This is a genomic window from Singulisphaera rosea (assembly GCF_054877945.1).
Genome location: NZ_JBTYIP020000017.1, coordinates 197787 through 211891, shown reverse-complemented (window position 1 = coordinate 211891; position 14105 = coordinate 197787). Strand labels below are relative to the sequence as shown.

11 protein-coding genes are annotated in these 14105 nt (G+C 64.1%); 2 read left to right on the top strand and 9 right to left on the bottom strand.

Going from position 1 to position 14105, the window contains the following annotated elements; translation table 11 throughout:
* Positions 1 to 404 precede the first annotated feature (404 nt).
* The 4 genes from ACYOEI_RS25680 to ACYOEI_RS25665 form a co-directional block, all read right to left on the bottom strand.
* Complete coding sequence (locus ACYOEI_RS25680; protein WP_462852488.1) at positions 405 to 1166, bottom strand: dienelactone hydrolase family protein; 762 nt, start codon at positions 1164 to 1166, stop codon at positions 405 to 407.
* A 142-nt stretch (positions 1167 to 1308) separates the two neighbouring features.
* Positions 1309 to 2436: a redoxin domain-containing protein gene (locus tag ACYOEI_RS25675; RefSeq protein ID WP_462852487.1), complete on the bottom strand. Its 1128-nt coding sequence runs from the start codon at positions 2434 to 2436 to the stop codon at positions 1309 to 1311.
* Between the two features lie 154 nt (positions 2437 to 2590).
* Positions 2591 to 4258 carry a S8 family serine peptidase gene (locus tag ACYOEI_RS25670; RefSeq protein ID WP_462852486.1) on the bottom strand — a complete coding sequence of 556 codons (1668 nt, stop codon included), beginning with the start codon at positions 4256 to 4258 and terminating at the stop codon, positions 2591 to 2593.
* A gap of 149 nt (positions 4259 to 4407) precedes the next feature.
* On the bottom strand, positions 4408 to 5010 hold the full coding sequence (locus tag ACYOEI_RS25665) for a hypothetical protein (RefSeq protein WP_462852485.1): 603 nt from the start codon (positions 5008 to 5010) through the stop codon (positions 4408 to 4410).
* A gap of 427 nt (positions 5011 to 5437) precedes the next feature.
* Between ACYOEI_RS25665 and ACYOEI_RS25660 the strand changes: the two genes are divergently transcribed.
* Positions 5438 to 5860, top strand: a complete 423-nt coding sequence (locus ACYOEI_RS25660) for a BlaI/MecI/CopY family transcriptional regulator (protein WP_462852484.1) — start codon at positions 5438 to 5440, stop codon at positions 5858 to 5860.
* Between the two features lie 11 nt (positions 5861 to 5871).
* Positions 5872 to 8199: an efflux RND transporter periplasmic adaptor subunit gene (locus ACYOEI_RS25655; RefSeq protein WP_462852483.1), complete on the top strand. Its 2328-nt coding sequence runs from the start codon at positions 5872 to 5874 to the stop codon at positions 8197 to 8199.
* 213 nt (positions 8200 to 8412) lie between these two features.
* Here ACYOEI_RS25655 and ACYOEI_RS25650 read toward each other — a convergent pair whose 3' ends face one another.
* The 5 genes from ACYOEI_RS25650 to ACYOEI_RS25630 all read right to left on the bottom strand — a co-directional run bounded on the left by ACYOEI_RS25650 (position 8413) and on the right by ACYOEI_RS25630 (position 14091).
* A complete protein-coding gene (locus ACYOEI_RS25650; protein WP_462852482.1) occupies positions 8413 to 8934 on the bottom strand; it encodes a hypothetical protein in 522 nt (173 codons plus the stop codon).
* A 322-nt stretch (positions 8935 to 9256) separates the two neighbouring features.
* Positions 9257 to 10384 (bottom strand): DUF1559 family PulG-like putative transporter, encoded by a 1128-nt coding sequence (locus tag ACYOEI_RS25645; RefSeq protein ID WP_462852481.1) that lies wholly within the window; start codon positions 10382 to 10384, stop codon positions 9257 to 9259.
* Positions 10385 to 11199: 815 nt separating this feature from the next.
* Positions 11200 to 12213: a zinc-dependent alcohol dehydrogenase family protein gene (locus ACYOEI_RS25640; protein ID WP_462852480.1), complete on the bottom strand. Its 1014-nt coding sequence runs from the start codon at positions 12211 to 12213 to the stop codon at positions 11200 to 11202.
* Positions 12214 to 12292: 79 nt separating this feature from the next.
* The gene (locus tag ACYOEI_RS25635) at positions 12293 to 13366 is read right to left on the bottom strand and encodes a sigma-70 family RNA polymerase sigma factor (RefSeq protein ID WP_462852478.1); all 1074 of its coding nucleotides are present in this window, start codon (positions 13364 to 13366) and stop codon (positions 12293 to 12295) included.
* Positions 13367 to 13497: 131 nt separating this feature from the next.
* Positions 13498 to 14091 (bottom strand): TetR/AcrR family transcriptional regulator, encoded by a 594-nt coding sequence (locus ACYOEI_RS25630; RefSeq protein ID WP_462852477.1) that lies wholly within the window; start codon positions 14089 to 14091, stop codon positions 13498 to 13500.
* Positions 14092 to 14105 lie beyond the last annotated feature (14 nt).

The following is a 14105-nucleotide window of genomic DNA, read 5'->3' as shown; positions in this document are numbered from 1 at the left end:
CCCCGGTGGATGCCGAGGCCGTTTCGGTCTTGCGCCCGAAGAGTTGCTGTTCGCGGAGTCGGAGTAACGCCTGGAGCCGCCCGACCTCCTCCTTGAGCTGCGCCTCGCGATCGAGAGCACGAGCGTGCATGGCCTTCCAGTAGCCAGCGAGCCGGTACGGTTCGAACTCTTGCTCCAGCCGCGGGCAGACGGGACAGGGTCCTTGAGGCAGTGGCGGGGCCGAACAGAGCGGAGCAGTCGACGACGATGGGGCTGGCGGACAAGCCGTGAGCCGACCGAGTTCCGAGACCGGAACGCGTAAGGGAGTGACACAGAACACGGAGGCCAAACCGTCATCCATAGTTGGCCGAAGCTAGCCGACCGGTAACGGAAAAGCGAGAGCCGAGAACGGGTTTACCGAATGCTTACCCCGTTAGGGCATTGCCGGACCCGAGTTTTCGCGAGAAGAGCTCGAGGATCAACTCGAAGGAAAGACGCGCCGCGGCGGGGTCGTAACGAGGGCCCTCGTCACGCAGGAACGCATGCTGCGCGTTGAATTCGTGCCAGGTGAACGTGGCGCCCGCTTCGGCGAGTGCGGCGTAGATGGCCGCTCGTCCTTCGCGGGGGACGTGGGGGTCCTGGCGGCCCCAGATCATCAGAAGCTCGCCCGGGATCTCGCCGATGCGATCGAGCGAGTCGTCGTTCATACCCTTGCCCAGGCTTCGCTTGTGGATGTCGGTCGCATAGAGGCAGGCGGAGGCGAGGACGTCCGGGTTCATGGCGGCGCGGAAGGCGAGGTGGCCGCCGATGCAGACGCCGATGGCCCCGAGCTTTCCGGTGCAGGCCGGATGGGCCGCGAGTGCGTCGAGTGCGGCCCGGGAATCGGCGTCGTAGGAGGCCAACTCCTTCGCGACCTTGTCGGCATTCCCTCGTTCGGTCCCGGCCTGGTCGTAGACGAGGACCGTGTCGGGCGTTTCCAACTCGTGGAAGATCTCGGGCACGGCGACGATATAGCCATGCCCCGCCAGGTACGCGGCCGTCCTGCGGATCGGGCCCGTGAGTTGGAAGATCTCGGAGAAGAAGACGAGGCCGGGATACCGCCCCGGCGCGGCCGGACGGAACAGGTACGTCCGCATCGGGCCGTACGGGGTGGGGAGGTCGACCGGCTCTGGCTCGTTGATGATCATCGCGGGTTCCCAAAGTCCCGAGCGTCGCCCGGCTCGGTCTGCTTCGAGCGGCCTCTCGAGTCGTCGCGGGGGCCGCTCCGAAGTGAGGGGAGGGATTCCGACCGCGAGTCGGGACGGAATCCCCGACGTCGTTCGGGGAAGTTCAGGAGGAGGCCGTCCGGCCCAGGTACTGGACGAGTGCCCGTCGGACTTCGAGAGGGTCGATGGCTCCGGTCTTCCGGTAGATGACCTTGCCTCCGGGTGCGATGATCATCGTGTAGGGGACCGGGCCCGGCCATCCCTTGTCGAGGGCGTCGGCGAACTTGTCGCGGTCCTCGGCGCGGCGGAGGTAGTTGGTGGCCGAGAGATGGTGTTCCTTGAGGACCTTCAGCGCCTCCTCTTCCTTCTCCGGCTCGTCGATGCTGATCGTGACCATCTTGAAGCGCCGGGTGCGATACATCCGGTTCATCGTGGTGAACTCGTCGAGCTCGGCCACGCAAGGACCGCACCACGTCGCCCAGACGTTGACCATGAGGAGCGACTTGGTGTCGTTGCGGACGAGGTTCGCGATCCCCGCTTCGTCGATGGGCTGGAGCTTGACCTCCTCTTTGTCCCACTTGGCCAGCGAGGTCTTGGCGCTCTCGCGTTTGTCGGCCCACTTCGTCGAGCAGCCGCTGACGCGGGTCGTCTCGACGGGGACCGGCTTGCCGGCGAGGAGCGCGTCGACCGCGTTGATGGCGTCGTGCGACTTCACGGCCTTCACCTCGGCGTCGTCGAACCGGCCGACGTACCTCAGCTTCCGCTCCTGGTCGAAGATGTAGACGTGGGGCGTGGCCAGGACCCCGTAGGCCTTCGCGGTCGCCTGGGTCTCGCCGTCGTAGAGGTACGGGTAGGCGATCTTGATATCCTTGGCACGGATCTTCATGTCTTCGAACGAGTCGCCCAGGTCGGTGAAGCCGAGCTCGTCGAGCCGGAGGGCGGCGGCGTCGTTGGGCGAGATCGCCACGACGGCGACACCCTTGTCGCGGTAGTCGGCCTCGAGCTTGGCGACCCTCGCCTCGTAGGCCTGGGCGGTCGGGCAGTGGTTGCAAGTGAAGATGACGACGAGCACTTTGGACTTGGCGAAGTCGGCGAGGCTGTACGTCTTCCCGTCGACGCCCGGAAGGTGGAAGTCGGGGGCCTTGGCACCGATCTCCAGGGTGTGGAGCCCGGGCGGGTCGGCCGCGACCGGCCCCGCCGAAACGCTGATAACAAGTGCGGCCAACATCGATAGCGACACGATCCGGATCATCTCGACGTTCTCCCGGCTTCGAGGACTCGGAGGGCCACGCGCATTCGACAGTTTCGCGTGCAGGCGACCTCATGCCAAGGGTTTGGTTCCCAGGCGATTCCTCGAGCGTTGAGGAAAGGTCCTCGAAGGCGAGCCGCGAGCCTCGATCCGGGGCTCAACGGCCTTCGCGGAGGATCTCGGCGAGCTTGGCTCGCGTCGGCGTCTTCCAGATGCGGAATTCGGCCGCGGGAGGCTTCCAGGGACGAGAGCCGCCGGGCGTCGGAGGGACGGGAATCGTGATGGTGGGGATCGACCCGAGGGTCGTCCTTCGCGTGGACGTCGCCGAGTTGACGTTCGTCCGCGTCAGGCTCGTCGGCGTCGGTGTCGGCGCCGGTGTCGTCGACGGAGGTGGGGCGGGGGACGTCGTGGTCGACCCCTGTCCTCTCAGGGACTTCGTGGTGATCGGGGTGCCCAGCCGGGCGATCCGGAGCAGATCGCCCGGCCGGAGGCCCGGCGCCGAGGCACGGAGGACCGTGACGACTCCGGCGACGTAGGCAGCGGCGTTCGACGACCCGGTCAAGACCTGGCCGTCGGTGAAGAACGCCCGAGAATCCTCGACGATCGCGTCGGGCTTTACGCGTCGATCCAGGGTCGGGCCCAGTGAGGAGGACGGGTCGCCGTCCCCGACCGTCAGCACGAGCGGGTGGTCGGCCGGCGGATAGATCTCCCCCTCGTTGGTCGCGTCGAGGAACTCGAGGGCCGGCTCCGGGATTTCTCGCCCGGGCGCGACGTAGGCTTCTCGGCTCGACGTCACGAGGATCCGGATGCGGTCGTCGGGAGTGAACCGACCCCTGCTGGCCCGCACCCGGATCCGATACGCGTACTCGGGATCCGACGCGAGGGTCGGGCTGGCCGGGAGGTCGACCAGGACCACCCGCTCTCGGGGGTTGCGGCTCTCGTCGGGGCCGGGGACCTTTGTGCCCGAAACCTGGACCTTCGCCCCTTCGCCGACGCGACGACCGGCCCAGTCCTCCACGGAGAGGTCGAGGTCCTTGTCGGTCCCGGCGTCTTCGTCCTCGCGGTAGTCGTTCCAGGTCAGCGTGACCGTGACGGTGTTCTCGTCGACATGGTTCCGGAACCGGAGCGAGGCGACGTCGGACCCTTCTCGGAGGCGGAGGAATCCGTCGCGGAGGATGCGGACCGGCCCATTGTACACGCGCCCGCCGAAGTTGCCGGCGGCGTTGATCCAGAGGATCCCCGCCGCGAGCGCGTCCGCGACCACGCGGTCGATCGGGCCTCGTCCGTTGCCGCTACCGCCCCCCTCGAACGACCCGCTGAACAGGATGACGTCCACCTTCTGCTCGATCGCGTATCGGACGGCCCGCCGCAACATCGTCGGGCCGTTCGCGTTGAGGAGGTAGAACTTCGGGCCCTCGGGCCGCGACCCCGTGACCCCCCAGAGGATCTGGGCCATGACCCGTCCGTGGCGGTTGAACGGGTCGAACGCCTTGCGATACTCGGGATCGCCAAGGCCGAAGCGACGGACGAAGTCCGGGTCGTAATGCTCGACGACCACCGCGTCCTTCGGCAAGTACGGTCGGCCGTTGCCGACGCCGTCGAAGCCATAGTCGAGCACGGCCACTTTCACCGACCCGATCCCGGCCACGTTTTCGTACTCGGGCGTCAGACCGAGTCGCGCCCGGATCTGAGGCGCATTCGCCAGTCGGGCGACGGTCGGAGGGCGATCGTTAGGCGACGACTCGCGGCTCGAGCCAACCTGGGCCCACCCAAACTCGGCGGAAGCGACCAGGATGAGCAGGCTGAAGGCCGTGACCCACCGCATGACGCCTCCGGCGAATTCGAGAAGAAGGGCGACGCACCGGACCTTGACGGAGGTCGTCGATGCGTCGATTGAAGTTTATCCCGGTCGACGGGACGAGGTCGACCGGGCTCGTTCGCGTCCAAGACCGTCGACCCCATCACGGGCGACGATCACCAGTAACAACCGTAGGAGGAGTAACCGATCGCGTATGGGGTGTAGTAGCTGACAGGCTGGTAGACGCTATAGCCGTAACCCCCACCATAGCCACCATACCCGAAGCCATAGCCGCCATAACCCCCGTAGCCGCCGTAGCCCAAGCCGTACCCGAGCCCGTAGCCCAGGCCATACCCAAGCCCCAAGCCGTATCCGAAGCCGCCGTAACCCCCGTAGCCGCCGTATCCGAAGCCTCGGCCGTAACCCCCGTAGCCGCCATAGCCGAAGCCTCGGCCGTAGCCCCCGAAGCCGCCGTATCCGAAGCCTCGGCCGTAGCCCCCGAAGCCGCCGTATCCGAAGCCACCGTGATGGCCCCAGCCCCCACCGCCGAAGTGTCCGCCGCCGCCGAAATGCCCGCCGCCGAAGTGTCCTCCTCCGTGACCGCCGAAGGCTTGAGTCGGCGTCTCGGCGTCCAACTCGGACGACTTGGCCACGGCCGGGCGTTCGGAATCCGAAACCTTCCTGGCTTTCGCGCCGTACTCCGCGTCCAACTCGCCCGCCTGCAGCGGCGACCCCAGGAGCAGCAGAGACGCTGCCCACCACCGAATGGACCGAACCATGGCATCCTCCCTTTGCAATTCCCTCGACGCAGTTCCTCGGGGGGAATCACCCTCGTGATCTGACTCGGCTTCCTGCAGAGACCCTCCACCATCATTCATTGTAGCACCGCTACCCCCTCCTGGTAATACGCCCGGGGAGCATTTCGGGGGCATTGGCGAGGGAAGATCGGGGACGATTTAGCCACGGATTGAACACGGATGAAACACGGATAAAAAATAGAAAATTTATTATCATGTAATATATTAATAGTTTTATTAAGTTGTCCGTGTTTCATCCGTGTTTCATCCGTGTTTCATCCGTGTTTCATCCGTGTTTCATCCGTGGCTAAATCGTCCCCGATCTGTGGCCCTTCAAAATCCACTCCATGGTTGACACCCTAGGCGAATTGCCTTACCTTGGCCCTAGGCAGATTGCCTGGGGGGGATCATGGGACGACGAACGAACGAGGATGTGACCGAGACGGAGCTGGCGATGCTCGAGGTCCTCTGGGATCGCGGCGAGGCGACGCGTCGTCAGGTGACGGATGCGCTTTATCCCGGCGGGGCCGAGTCGCATTACGCCACGGTGCAGAACCTGTTGGGGCGTCTCGAGCGGAAGGGGTTCGTCCGCAACGAGCGTCGCGAGGGGGAGGGGGCCCTGGTTTTCACGGCGACCGTCGATCGCGACGAGTTCATCCGTCGGCGGTTGCAAGGGCTGGCGGACCGGCTTTGCAACGGGGCGGTGGCGCCCCTGGTGATGAACCTGGTCCGGTCGCAGCCGTTGTCCTCGGCGGAGATCGAGGAGCTCTACACCTTTCTCCGCGAGCGGCGGCGGAAGCCAAACCAAACCTCGGACGAGCCTCGAAAATAGGGGACCCGACCTTGGAGATTCTCACGGGAGCCTTCCTGGTGAACGCGGGGTGGGCGACCGCGTTGGCCCTGGTGGCGGCGATCAGTCGCAGGTTTTGGCGACACAGACCGGCCCTGATTCATAGTCTCTGGCTCCTGGTCCTGCTGAAGCTCGCCACGCCATCCCTGGTGCAATTCCCGGCCTGGTGGATTTTGGAGCCTAGGGAGACTCGACCTGTTTCGCCACCACAGGCGTTCTCGATCCCGGCTCCGCTCGTGGTGAGGACATCGGAGGCAATCGAGACGCCTCCCGTGTCGAGACCCTCCGTCGACTCGAGTACGAAGACCAGACAGGCCGAGTCGGTCGCGCCCATTTCGACCGGACGGACCTGGCCCTTGCGGACCTACGCGGTCGGTTTGTGGTTCACCGGTGTGGCCTGGTGGTGTTCGGTCGTTGCACTCCAGGCGGTTCGATTTCGGCGGTTGCTCCGGTCTGCTCGACCGGCCCCTGAAGAGCTTCAGGCCCGGATCCGACGATTGGCCGAGCGGCTCGAACTTCGGCGAACTCCTTCGACCTGGATGGTCCCCGCTCGGATCCCGCCGATGCTCTGGGCGCTCTTCGGACCTGCAAAGCTTTTGATCCCGGACGAGCTCTGGGGACAACTCGATGATGCGCAGCGGGAGACCATCCTGGTCCACGAATTGGCCCACCTGAAACGTCTCGACCATTGGGTGCGCCGGCTCGAGGCGGTGGTCTTGGGCCTCTACTGGTGGGACCCCGTCGCGTGGTGGGCGCGTCGAGAGTTGGAAGAGGTTGAGGAGCAGTGCTGCGACGCCTGGGTGTCCTGGGCGTTGCCGGAGGCGGCCGAGGCTTATGCCCTCGCGCTCGTGGCGACCGCCTCCTATTTGTCCGGGCCCCGACTGCCCTGGCCCGCAGGGGCGACCGGCGTCGGGCGAATTCCACCTTTGAAACGGAGATTGAGCATGATTTTACAAGAGACGTCCGCCGCGTCGATAGCCAGGCCACGGGTAGGGCGATGGCTGCTCCTCGGGTTCTTGGCGCTGCCGCTCCTGCCGGCGTTGGCCCGGGGCGTCCCGCCCGAGTCGAAGTCCGAGGCCGTGCCGCCGGCTTCCGCAGACACGCCGGTCGTCGAGGCACCTGCGTCGAAACCCCCGGAAGCGAAGGCTCCGGCGGAGGCCTCCGGAGGCCAGGACGCGGCCTCGAAGCCGGCGGCACCCGGGGGTGAGGCGGCCTCTCCTGAAGCGGCCCCGCCGAGCGGTGACCCGGAAGTGATCGTGGTTTCTCCAGTCGTCAGGGAGGTGGCCTCCGAGACCCTGGAATTCAACGCTCGAGTCGACGCGATCCAGACTGCCGAGATTCGCCCTCAGGTCGGAGGGATGGTCACCCGCGTTGCGTTCCAATCCGGTCGAGTGGTCAAGAAAGGTGCCATCCTCTTCGAGATTGACTCGGCCTCTTACCAGGCCCAGGTGAAGATCGCCGAGGCGGAGCTACGGCGTGCCGCGTCCCGGAAGCGGGTCACGGAGGCCAGCCTCAAGCATAGCGAGGTCCTCCGAAAGCGAAACATGATGAGCCATGAGGATTTTGTTCGCGCCGAGGGCGACCTTGAGGAAGCCCAAGCCGCCATTGATGTGGCGACGGCGACGCTCGAACTTGCCAAGCTTCATCTCGAGCAGACCAGGGTTACGGCTCCCATCACCGGGAGAATCGGCCGCCCGTTGCTTACGGAAGGGAACATTACGGTCGCCAATATGACAGCGCTTGCAAGGATCATCGCCGAGGATCCACTGGACGTCATTTGCACGGTCCCCACCTCGATTTACCGAAAGCTACTTCCGTTGAGGGCCAAGGGATCGAGCGGATCCGACGAGGATTTCGAACTCAACGTGGCGATCCTGGCGCCCAACGTCGGGGTGAATGAGCCGATTCCGGCCCGTGCGCACTTCATGGATTTCAAGGCGGATTCCTCGACCGACTCACTCCAATTGACAGCCGTTGTCTCAAATGCCAAGCATGCTCTTGTTCCGGGGATGCAAGCCGTGGTCCTGATCGAGACTGGGGGCCCGGAGAAGACTCTGTTCATCCCGGCGGAGGCATGCAGGGCCAGGACCAGCCCTGAGCTGATTCAATCTTATGGGAAATTCTCGGTATTCATCGTCAATGAGCAGAACCGGCTCGAGCAACGCCCGGTTTCAATCGACCTTAACCGACGCACCGCCGGAGAGGTCGCGGTGAGCGCGGGCTTGACCGTGAAAGACCGTGTTGTCGTCAGTCGCCGTCGCAATCTCGCTCAGGGCGCGAGCGTCCGGCCGAAGTTCCAAGCGTCGATGCCGTCGCGGTGAGGGGCATTTTCCTGGATTCGTTGCAGAATCGATTGATGATTTGATTGATTAATGATGTTGTCGCTTCACGACAAAGGAATGAGGACGCGAATACCCCTCGACCCAGTTTCGAGGGGTATTCGCGTCCTCCAGGATTGTCACTTTGATGCTTTGTCGACTTCGGGTTGAGAATCTCGCCTCACCGGAGTTCGGTGGAGTCCGGCGAGTCGTGTCTCATCTCTTGGAATTCTTGGAGATCTTGGAACTCTGGGTTTCCGGAGCTCCTTCCATCTCGAAGTCGAACTTGCTGGAGGAGGGCCCGACGATGGCGGTGAAGCCCGAGCTGTCGGTCCCGGTGTATTTGAGCGGGATGATGCTCGTCTTCTTGACCTTGGCGAGCAGCCTCTGGTCGGCGACGCCGCCGAACGGGGCGGTGTTCTTCTCTTCGACGTCGTAGGCGTTGACCGCGACCTTGTACTTGCCCCCCATCGCACCGTCGCCAGGCGTCTGAGTCGTGAGGGCGTACGTCCCATCCTCCTGGATCGAGCCGGAGGCGGGACGCGCCGTCTCGGTGTCTTCCGGGATGAAGTTGATCGTCCCCTTCTTCAGCGGCTCGCCGTTGAGCTTCACGGTGCCGTAAACCTTGAATCGCTGGCCGATTCCATCGTCCGGACCGCACCCCGAGAAGAAAAGGCCGCAGGCCAGGGAAAGGGCAGTCGCGATGATGGGGCGCGAGGGAAAGGATTGCTGTTTCATGATCGCACGCTCATTTTGATGAAAGAGGGAGCCGACGGGCGAATCCGAGAGTCAGGCCCGAAACCTGTTTTTTTCTTAAAAACGGGTTTCTGACGCCAACGCCGTCGACAACCCCTCCCGGGATGTCGACGTCTGTCCCACAGAAACCCGCGTTTTAAGAAAAAAACGGGTTTCAAGTCGGGTTCTGAGAGGAGCAGTCGGCGGCTTTCGATGGGGTGTCGCCGATGCGGTGAGGCCGTAATGAAGGAGGGCCAGGTGAGGTCACGTCCCGTTCGGGTGTCGCGACCACGACCTGGCCTCGAGGAAACCATCGGGCGTCGCCTCAGAATGCGTCGGCGCTGATCACCTCGCCACCGTTGCGACTGCCGAGTCCGGCGTAGATGAAGCGGTTGATGCTCGCCTTGAGGAAGTGGACCGAGCCGTCCCCGAACAGGAAGGTCGCGCCGCCGGGGTGGGAGCTCTTGAAGCCCTTGCTCGCGGGGCTGAATCGGCACTGCCAGACGGTCGACGCCCAGTCGTTCGAGTTACACCCAGGATACTGGCCGGGGATCCCCGACGTGTTCAGGTTGATGGGGAGCGTCGTCCCGGCCGTGCAACCGTTGAGGCAGTACATATTGCTGTCGGCGGCCTGCTGGGGGATGACTTCGCCCACCAGGATGGTGTTGCTCGTCCCGTCGTTGACGCCCGCCATGGTGACGACCTGGCCCGTCCGATAGTCGAAGAAGCCGCGGAGCGTCCCGCCCGTGTCCGTCGAGGCGTCGCAGGTGTAGGTCGTGCCCCAGAATCCGGCCCAACCGATTTGCGTCTGGCCCACGGGCGGCGTGGTGCAGGAGGGCGTTTCCCAGGGATTCGAGCCGGCCACGAGCGGGCCGATCGCCTGGTTGTCGCCGAAGCTCCCCGCGTAGTTCGACACGGGCGTCGTGGTCGCCGGCTGGCCGGTCAGCGGGTTCGTCGGCGGGTTGCTGATCGTCCCATTGCCGTTGTTCACGTCGGAGGTAATGGAGGGCCTCTGGCCGTTGTTGTTCAGGCCGTCGGAGGGGCACAGCCACACGTTCGACACGGTCATCCAGACGGTGTAGCCCGCCGAGGAGTCGTAGCTGTTCGCGCTCATGGTGACGCCCAGGTTGAGCGCATTGTAAATGTTGTTCTGCTCGAGCTGCGGCAGGATCAACGCCCGCCACGACAGCGAATTCGACGTCCCGTTCCAACCTTGCGAGGACTTCCCGAGGTTCACCCCGCCCAGCGGGAACGACCCGCTCTGGTCATGATAGCTGTGCAGCGCGATCCCGATCTGCTTCAGGTTGTTCGTGCACTGCGCACGCCTGGCCGCCTCGCGCGCCGCCTGGACGGCCGGCAACAACAGGGCAATCAACACCGCGATGATGGCAATCACCACCAACAACTCGATCAGCGTAAAACCACGCCTCTGACGATCCAACGACGAGCGCATACGCAACCGCCTCCGAGATAATGACAATGACTTGACTCGATGTCGACGCGAACGCGGAAACCAGCCCGATCGGGAGGAAGATAGGAACCCGACCGTAGGATGGACCGATCGAATAAGACCTTGATGGAGCCTAACTCCTTAGGGATACGGAGTCAAGTTCGTGATCTCCTAATCCTTGAAGAATTAAAAAATCAGGTGAGTTCTTGATCGTCTCCTCCCTTTGGATTGCTGCCTCTTCGAGATAAACTCTTGAACTGCTACAATTTGCGGTATGAGAACAGATTTGGATGCGCGGTGTGATCGATTGTGTTGAATTCGGTAAAGTTTTACTCTGGCGATGTCTGACAGATGTAGTTGGTCGTTTGACGCTTGTACGACAACACCATCGCAACTATCGTCAAGCGTCCATGATTGACCTTTGCATGGGCTTGGCGGGAGGTCGAGGTCTTGGGTTGGTCTGTGGCGTGGGCTTCGTCAGACGTGTGAAGATGGAGGCGAAAGAGATGTGGGATGAAGTCGATCGAAAATGTCGATATAGTCCATCCTGACCATGCTCGAGCGGAGGGTTGAGATCATGGAGTCGAATCGAGTGAGGTTTCGGGACCTTCGGTGACCTGCTCGGGTTGTGCGTCATCGCTCTGACGGCCTGCGCCCACGAGTCGGCTCGCACCGAAAACAACGAAGCCAGCCCGAATCGCCAGCGGGCGAATGTTCCCCTGATCGGATCGCTCGAGGAAGATTCGCCCGCTGGCGATTCGGGCTGGTTTCGGGGAAAGGTCAACCGCTCTCGTCGACCGAGCGATTGTCCGCCGGTGTCAGTTGACCCGAATGACGACTTTCCCGAAATGGGCGCCGCTTTCGAGGTGCCGGAGTGCGGCGGGGGCGTCGGTGAAGTTGAAGACGCGATCGACGACCGGGCGGAGTTTGTGCAGGGCGATGGCCCGGTTCATGTCCTCGAACATGGCGCGAGAGCCGACGTAGATGCCCTGGATCCGCACGTTCTTCATGAGGGCGCTAAAGAGAGGAATGTCGCCGGATCCGCCCGAGAGGACGCCGATGAGGCTGATATGTCCACCGTGTCGGACGGCTCGGAGTGACTTGCCGAGCGTGCCGGCCCCGCCGACCTCGACGATGTGGTCGACGCCGGCACCGCCGGTCAGCTCGAGGACGCGCATCTCCCAGTCGGGTGTCGACTTGTAATTGATCCCGTCGGAGGCCCCCATGGCGAGGACTCGTTCGAGCTTTTCGTCGCTGCTCGAGGTGGCGATCACCCGAGCTCCGGCGAGCGTTGCGAGCTGGAGGGCGAATAGCGAAACACCGCCGGTCCCCTGGATCAGGACCGTCGCCCCGGGCGCGAGCCCTTCTTCGGCGAAGAGGGCATGCCACGCGGTCACCGCGGCACAGGGCAGGGTGGCGGCCTCTTCGAAGGTCAGGTGGTCGGGGATCGGGACCAGGCCGTCCTCGTGCAGGACGACCGATTCCGCGAGGATCCCGTCGATCGCGCCACCAAGTGCCGACTTCGCGGCGATTTCGGTGAGGCGGCCGGACTGCCAGGCCTGCATGAACGCCGCGGCGACGCGGTCGCCCGGCTTGACTCGAGTGACACCCGCGCCGACTTCGACGACCTCGCCCGCACCGTCGGAGAGGGGGATCATCGGCAAGGGGAGATTCTTGCTGTAGTGCCCCTTGACGACGAGCAGGTCGCGGTAGTTCAGCGAGGCTGCCCGCACCCGGACGAGCACCTTCCCCGGCCCCGGGACCGGCGTGGGGAGCTCGTCGAGCGTCAACGCGTCCGGACTGCCAACCTCATGGATGCGGTAAACCTTCATGTCGTTACCTCAAGACCGAGGCTCCCGGGTCCCGGACCCCCTCGAGCCTCGCGGCCGAAGCCGATTCCCGGCGGCCGGGTCAGATCGACGGGAGCTCGAGCCGTTCTTCGAGGGCAAATCGGCGGAGCTTCTCCTGGGCCCGAGACTCGATCTGTCGGACGCGCTCCTTGGTGACCCCCAGCTCGTGCCCGAGCTGCTCCAGCGTCTGCTCGACGGCCCCTTCGAGCCCGTAGCGGTTCGCGATGATCCAGCGCTCGCGGTCACTGAGCTTGCTCAGCAGTCCGCGGACCGTCTCCTGGTTCCGCTTCTGGGCCGACTCGTACTCGCGTTCGTCGGTCCGGGTATCGGCGGCGGCTTCGAACATCTCCTCGTGGCCGGTGACGAACCGGTCGCGACGGTGCTTCTCTTCGGGGATCGTGCGGATGAAGTTCCGCATGATCGCCCAGCTCGCGTACGTGCTGAACTTGTTGCCCCGGGCGAAGTCGAACTTCTCGACGGCCCGGATCAGCGACATGTTACCATCGCTCACGAGCTCGAAGAAGTTGTTCGAGGCGCCGAGGTGCTTCTTGGCGATCGAGACCACCAGCCGAAGGTTGGCGCGGATGATTTGGTTCTTGACCGCGAGCGCCTCGGACTGGAACCGCTCGATCTCGTCGAGGTCGGCCGTCTTGGCCCGCGTCGGGTCCATCGCCTCGCGGAGCTTGCTCGCCCGGTACTTCAGGTAGTTCATCTTCCGGAAGAGATGCGCTTCCTGCTCCCGGGACAGAAGCGGCACGTCGTAAAGGCTGGCCAGGTAGGGGGGTAACCCTTCCGGGGCCTTGCCTCGGCGGATTGCCTTACCATTGGCCGTCTCGGGCAGCGGCGCGAGGAACTCCGCCTCACGCTTACGCTCCTCGAAGCTCGGGTCGTGCATGAACTCGAGTTTCTGCTCGAGGATGCGCTGGGCCCTCATCTCGTTGGCGACCCGACCGATCCGGGTGGTGGAGACCCCGAACTGGCCGGCCAGGATCTCGGCGGAGACCCCCCGACGTACCAACCGGTCGATCTGGGCCTTCGCTGCCGCGTCCAGGCGCCGCGAAGAGGACGGGGCGTCGAGGGACGTGTCGGCGTCGGTGTCGTGGGTCGAGTCCATCATCGCGTTTGCGGCAGCCATGAGTCGTCGTCCTTTGCCCGCATCGAGCAAATGAGCGGTCTCGCGTTCCGTTCACTCCTTCCGGAACCGTCATCGACCGGCCTACAGCAAGATTCATTCCACGGCCCCGACCGAACACGCGGTCGAGACGGTCAGGCCCGCTGGGCCTGAAGGATGTATCCGAACATGACGTTGAGGAACGTCCGGAGCGGTTGGGTGCTCCGCGTCGCCTTCGCCCGGAGGACGGCCCCTTGCCAACTGTTGAGCCAGAACTCCGCCAACTCCTGGACGTCGATGTGGGGTGAGATCGCCCCGGCCGCCCGAGCTTCCTCGAGGCATTCGGCGTAGCGCCCGACCCACCCCGCAAAGATCTCCTCCAGCCTCGCCCGGAACACCTCGCTCTGGTCGGCCATCTCCTGGCTCAGGTTCCCGACGAGACAGCCGTTACGACACTGTTGCGTCTCGAGACGCTCGCAGACCGACTCGAAGTATCCTCGGAGTCGATCCAGGGGGGGGAGCGTCCGATCACACAGGTAGCGGTCGATGTTTTCCTGATAACACTCGGCGAAGCGGTTGATGACCTGGAGGCCGAAGTCTTCCTTGCTGTCGAAGTAGTAGTAAAACGACCCCTTGGGAACTTTGGCGGCCTGCAAGATCGCCTCAATGCCCGCGTGGTTATACCCCTTCGCCAGGAAAACCTGTTTGCCCGCCTCCAGAAGGATGGCCTTCGTCTTTTCCTTGCTCATCGTCCCGCCCCCGG

Excerpts from the sequence above, each read along its gene's own strand:
- ACYOEI_RS25680 (WP_462852488.1), bottom strand. The coding sequence starts at position 1,166 with ATGATCATCAACGAGCCAGAGCCGGTCGACCTCCCCACCCCGTACGGC.
- ACYOEI_RS25675 (WP_462852487.1), bottom strand. The coding sequence starts at position 2,436 with ATGATCCGGATCGTGTCGCTATCGATGTTGGCCGCACTTGTTATCAGC.
- ACYOEI_RS25660 (WP_462852484.1), top strand. The coding sequence starts at position 5,438 with ATGGGACGACGAACGAACGAGGATGTGACCGAGACGGAGCTGGCGATG.
- ACYOEI_RS25670 (WP_462852486.1), bottom strand. The coding sequence starts at position 4,258 with ATGCGGTGGGTCACGGCCTTCAGCCTGCTCATCCTGGTCGCTTCCGCC.
- ACYOEI_RS25630 (WP_462852477.1), bottom strand. The coding sequence starts at position 14,091 with ATGAGCAAGGAAAAGACGAAGGCCATCCTTCTGGAGGCGGGCAAACAG.
- ACYOEI_RS25650 (WP_462852482.1), bottom strand. The coding sequence starts at position 8,934 with ATGAAACAGCAATCCTTTCCCTCGCGCCCCATCATCGCGACTGCCCTT.
- ACYOEI_RS25665 (WP_462852485.1), bottom strand. The coding sequence starts at position 5,010 with ATGGTTCGGTCCATTCGGTGGTGGGCAGCGTCTCTGCTGCTCCTGGGG.
- ACYOEI_RS25645 (WP_462852481.1), bottom strand. The coding sequence starts at position 10,384 with ATGCGCTCGTCGTTGGATCGTCAGAGGCGTGGTTTTACGCTGATCGAG.
- ACYOEI_RS25635 (WP_462852478.1), bottom strand. The coding sequence starts at position 13,366 with ATGGCTGCCGCAAACGCGATGATGGACTCGACCCACGACACCGACGCC.
- ACYOEI_RS25640 (WP_462852480.1), bottom strand. The coding sequence starts at position 12,213 with ATGAAGGTTTACCGCATCCATGAGGTTGGCAGTCCGGACGCGTTGACG.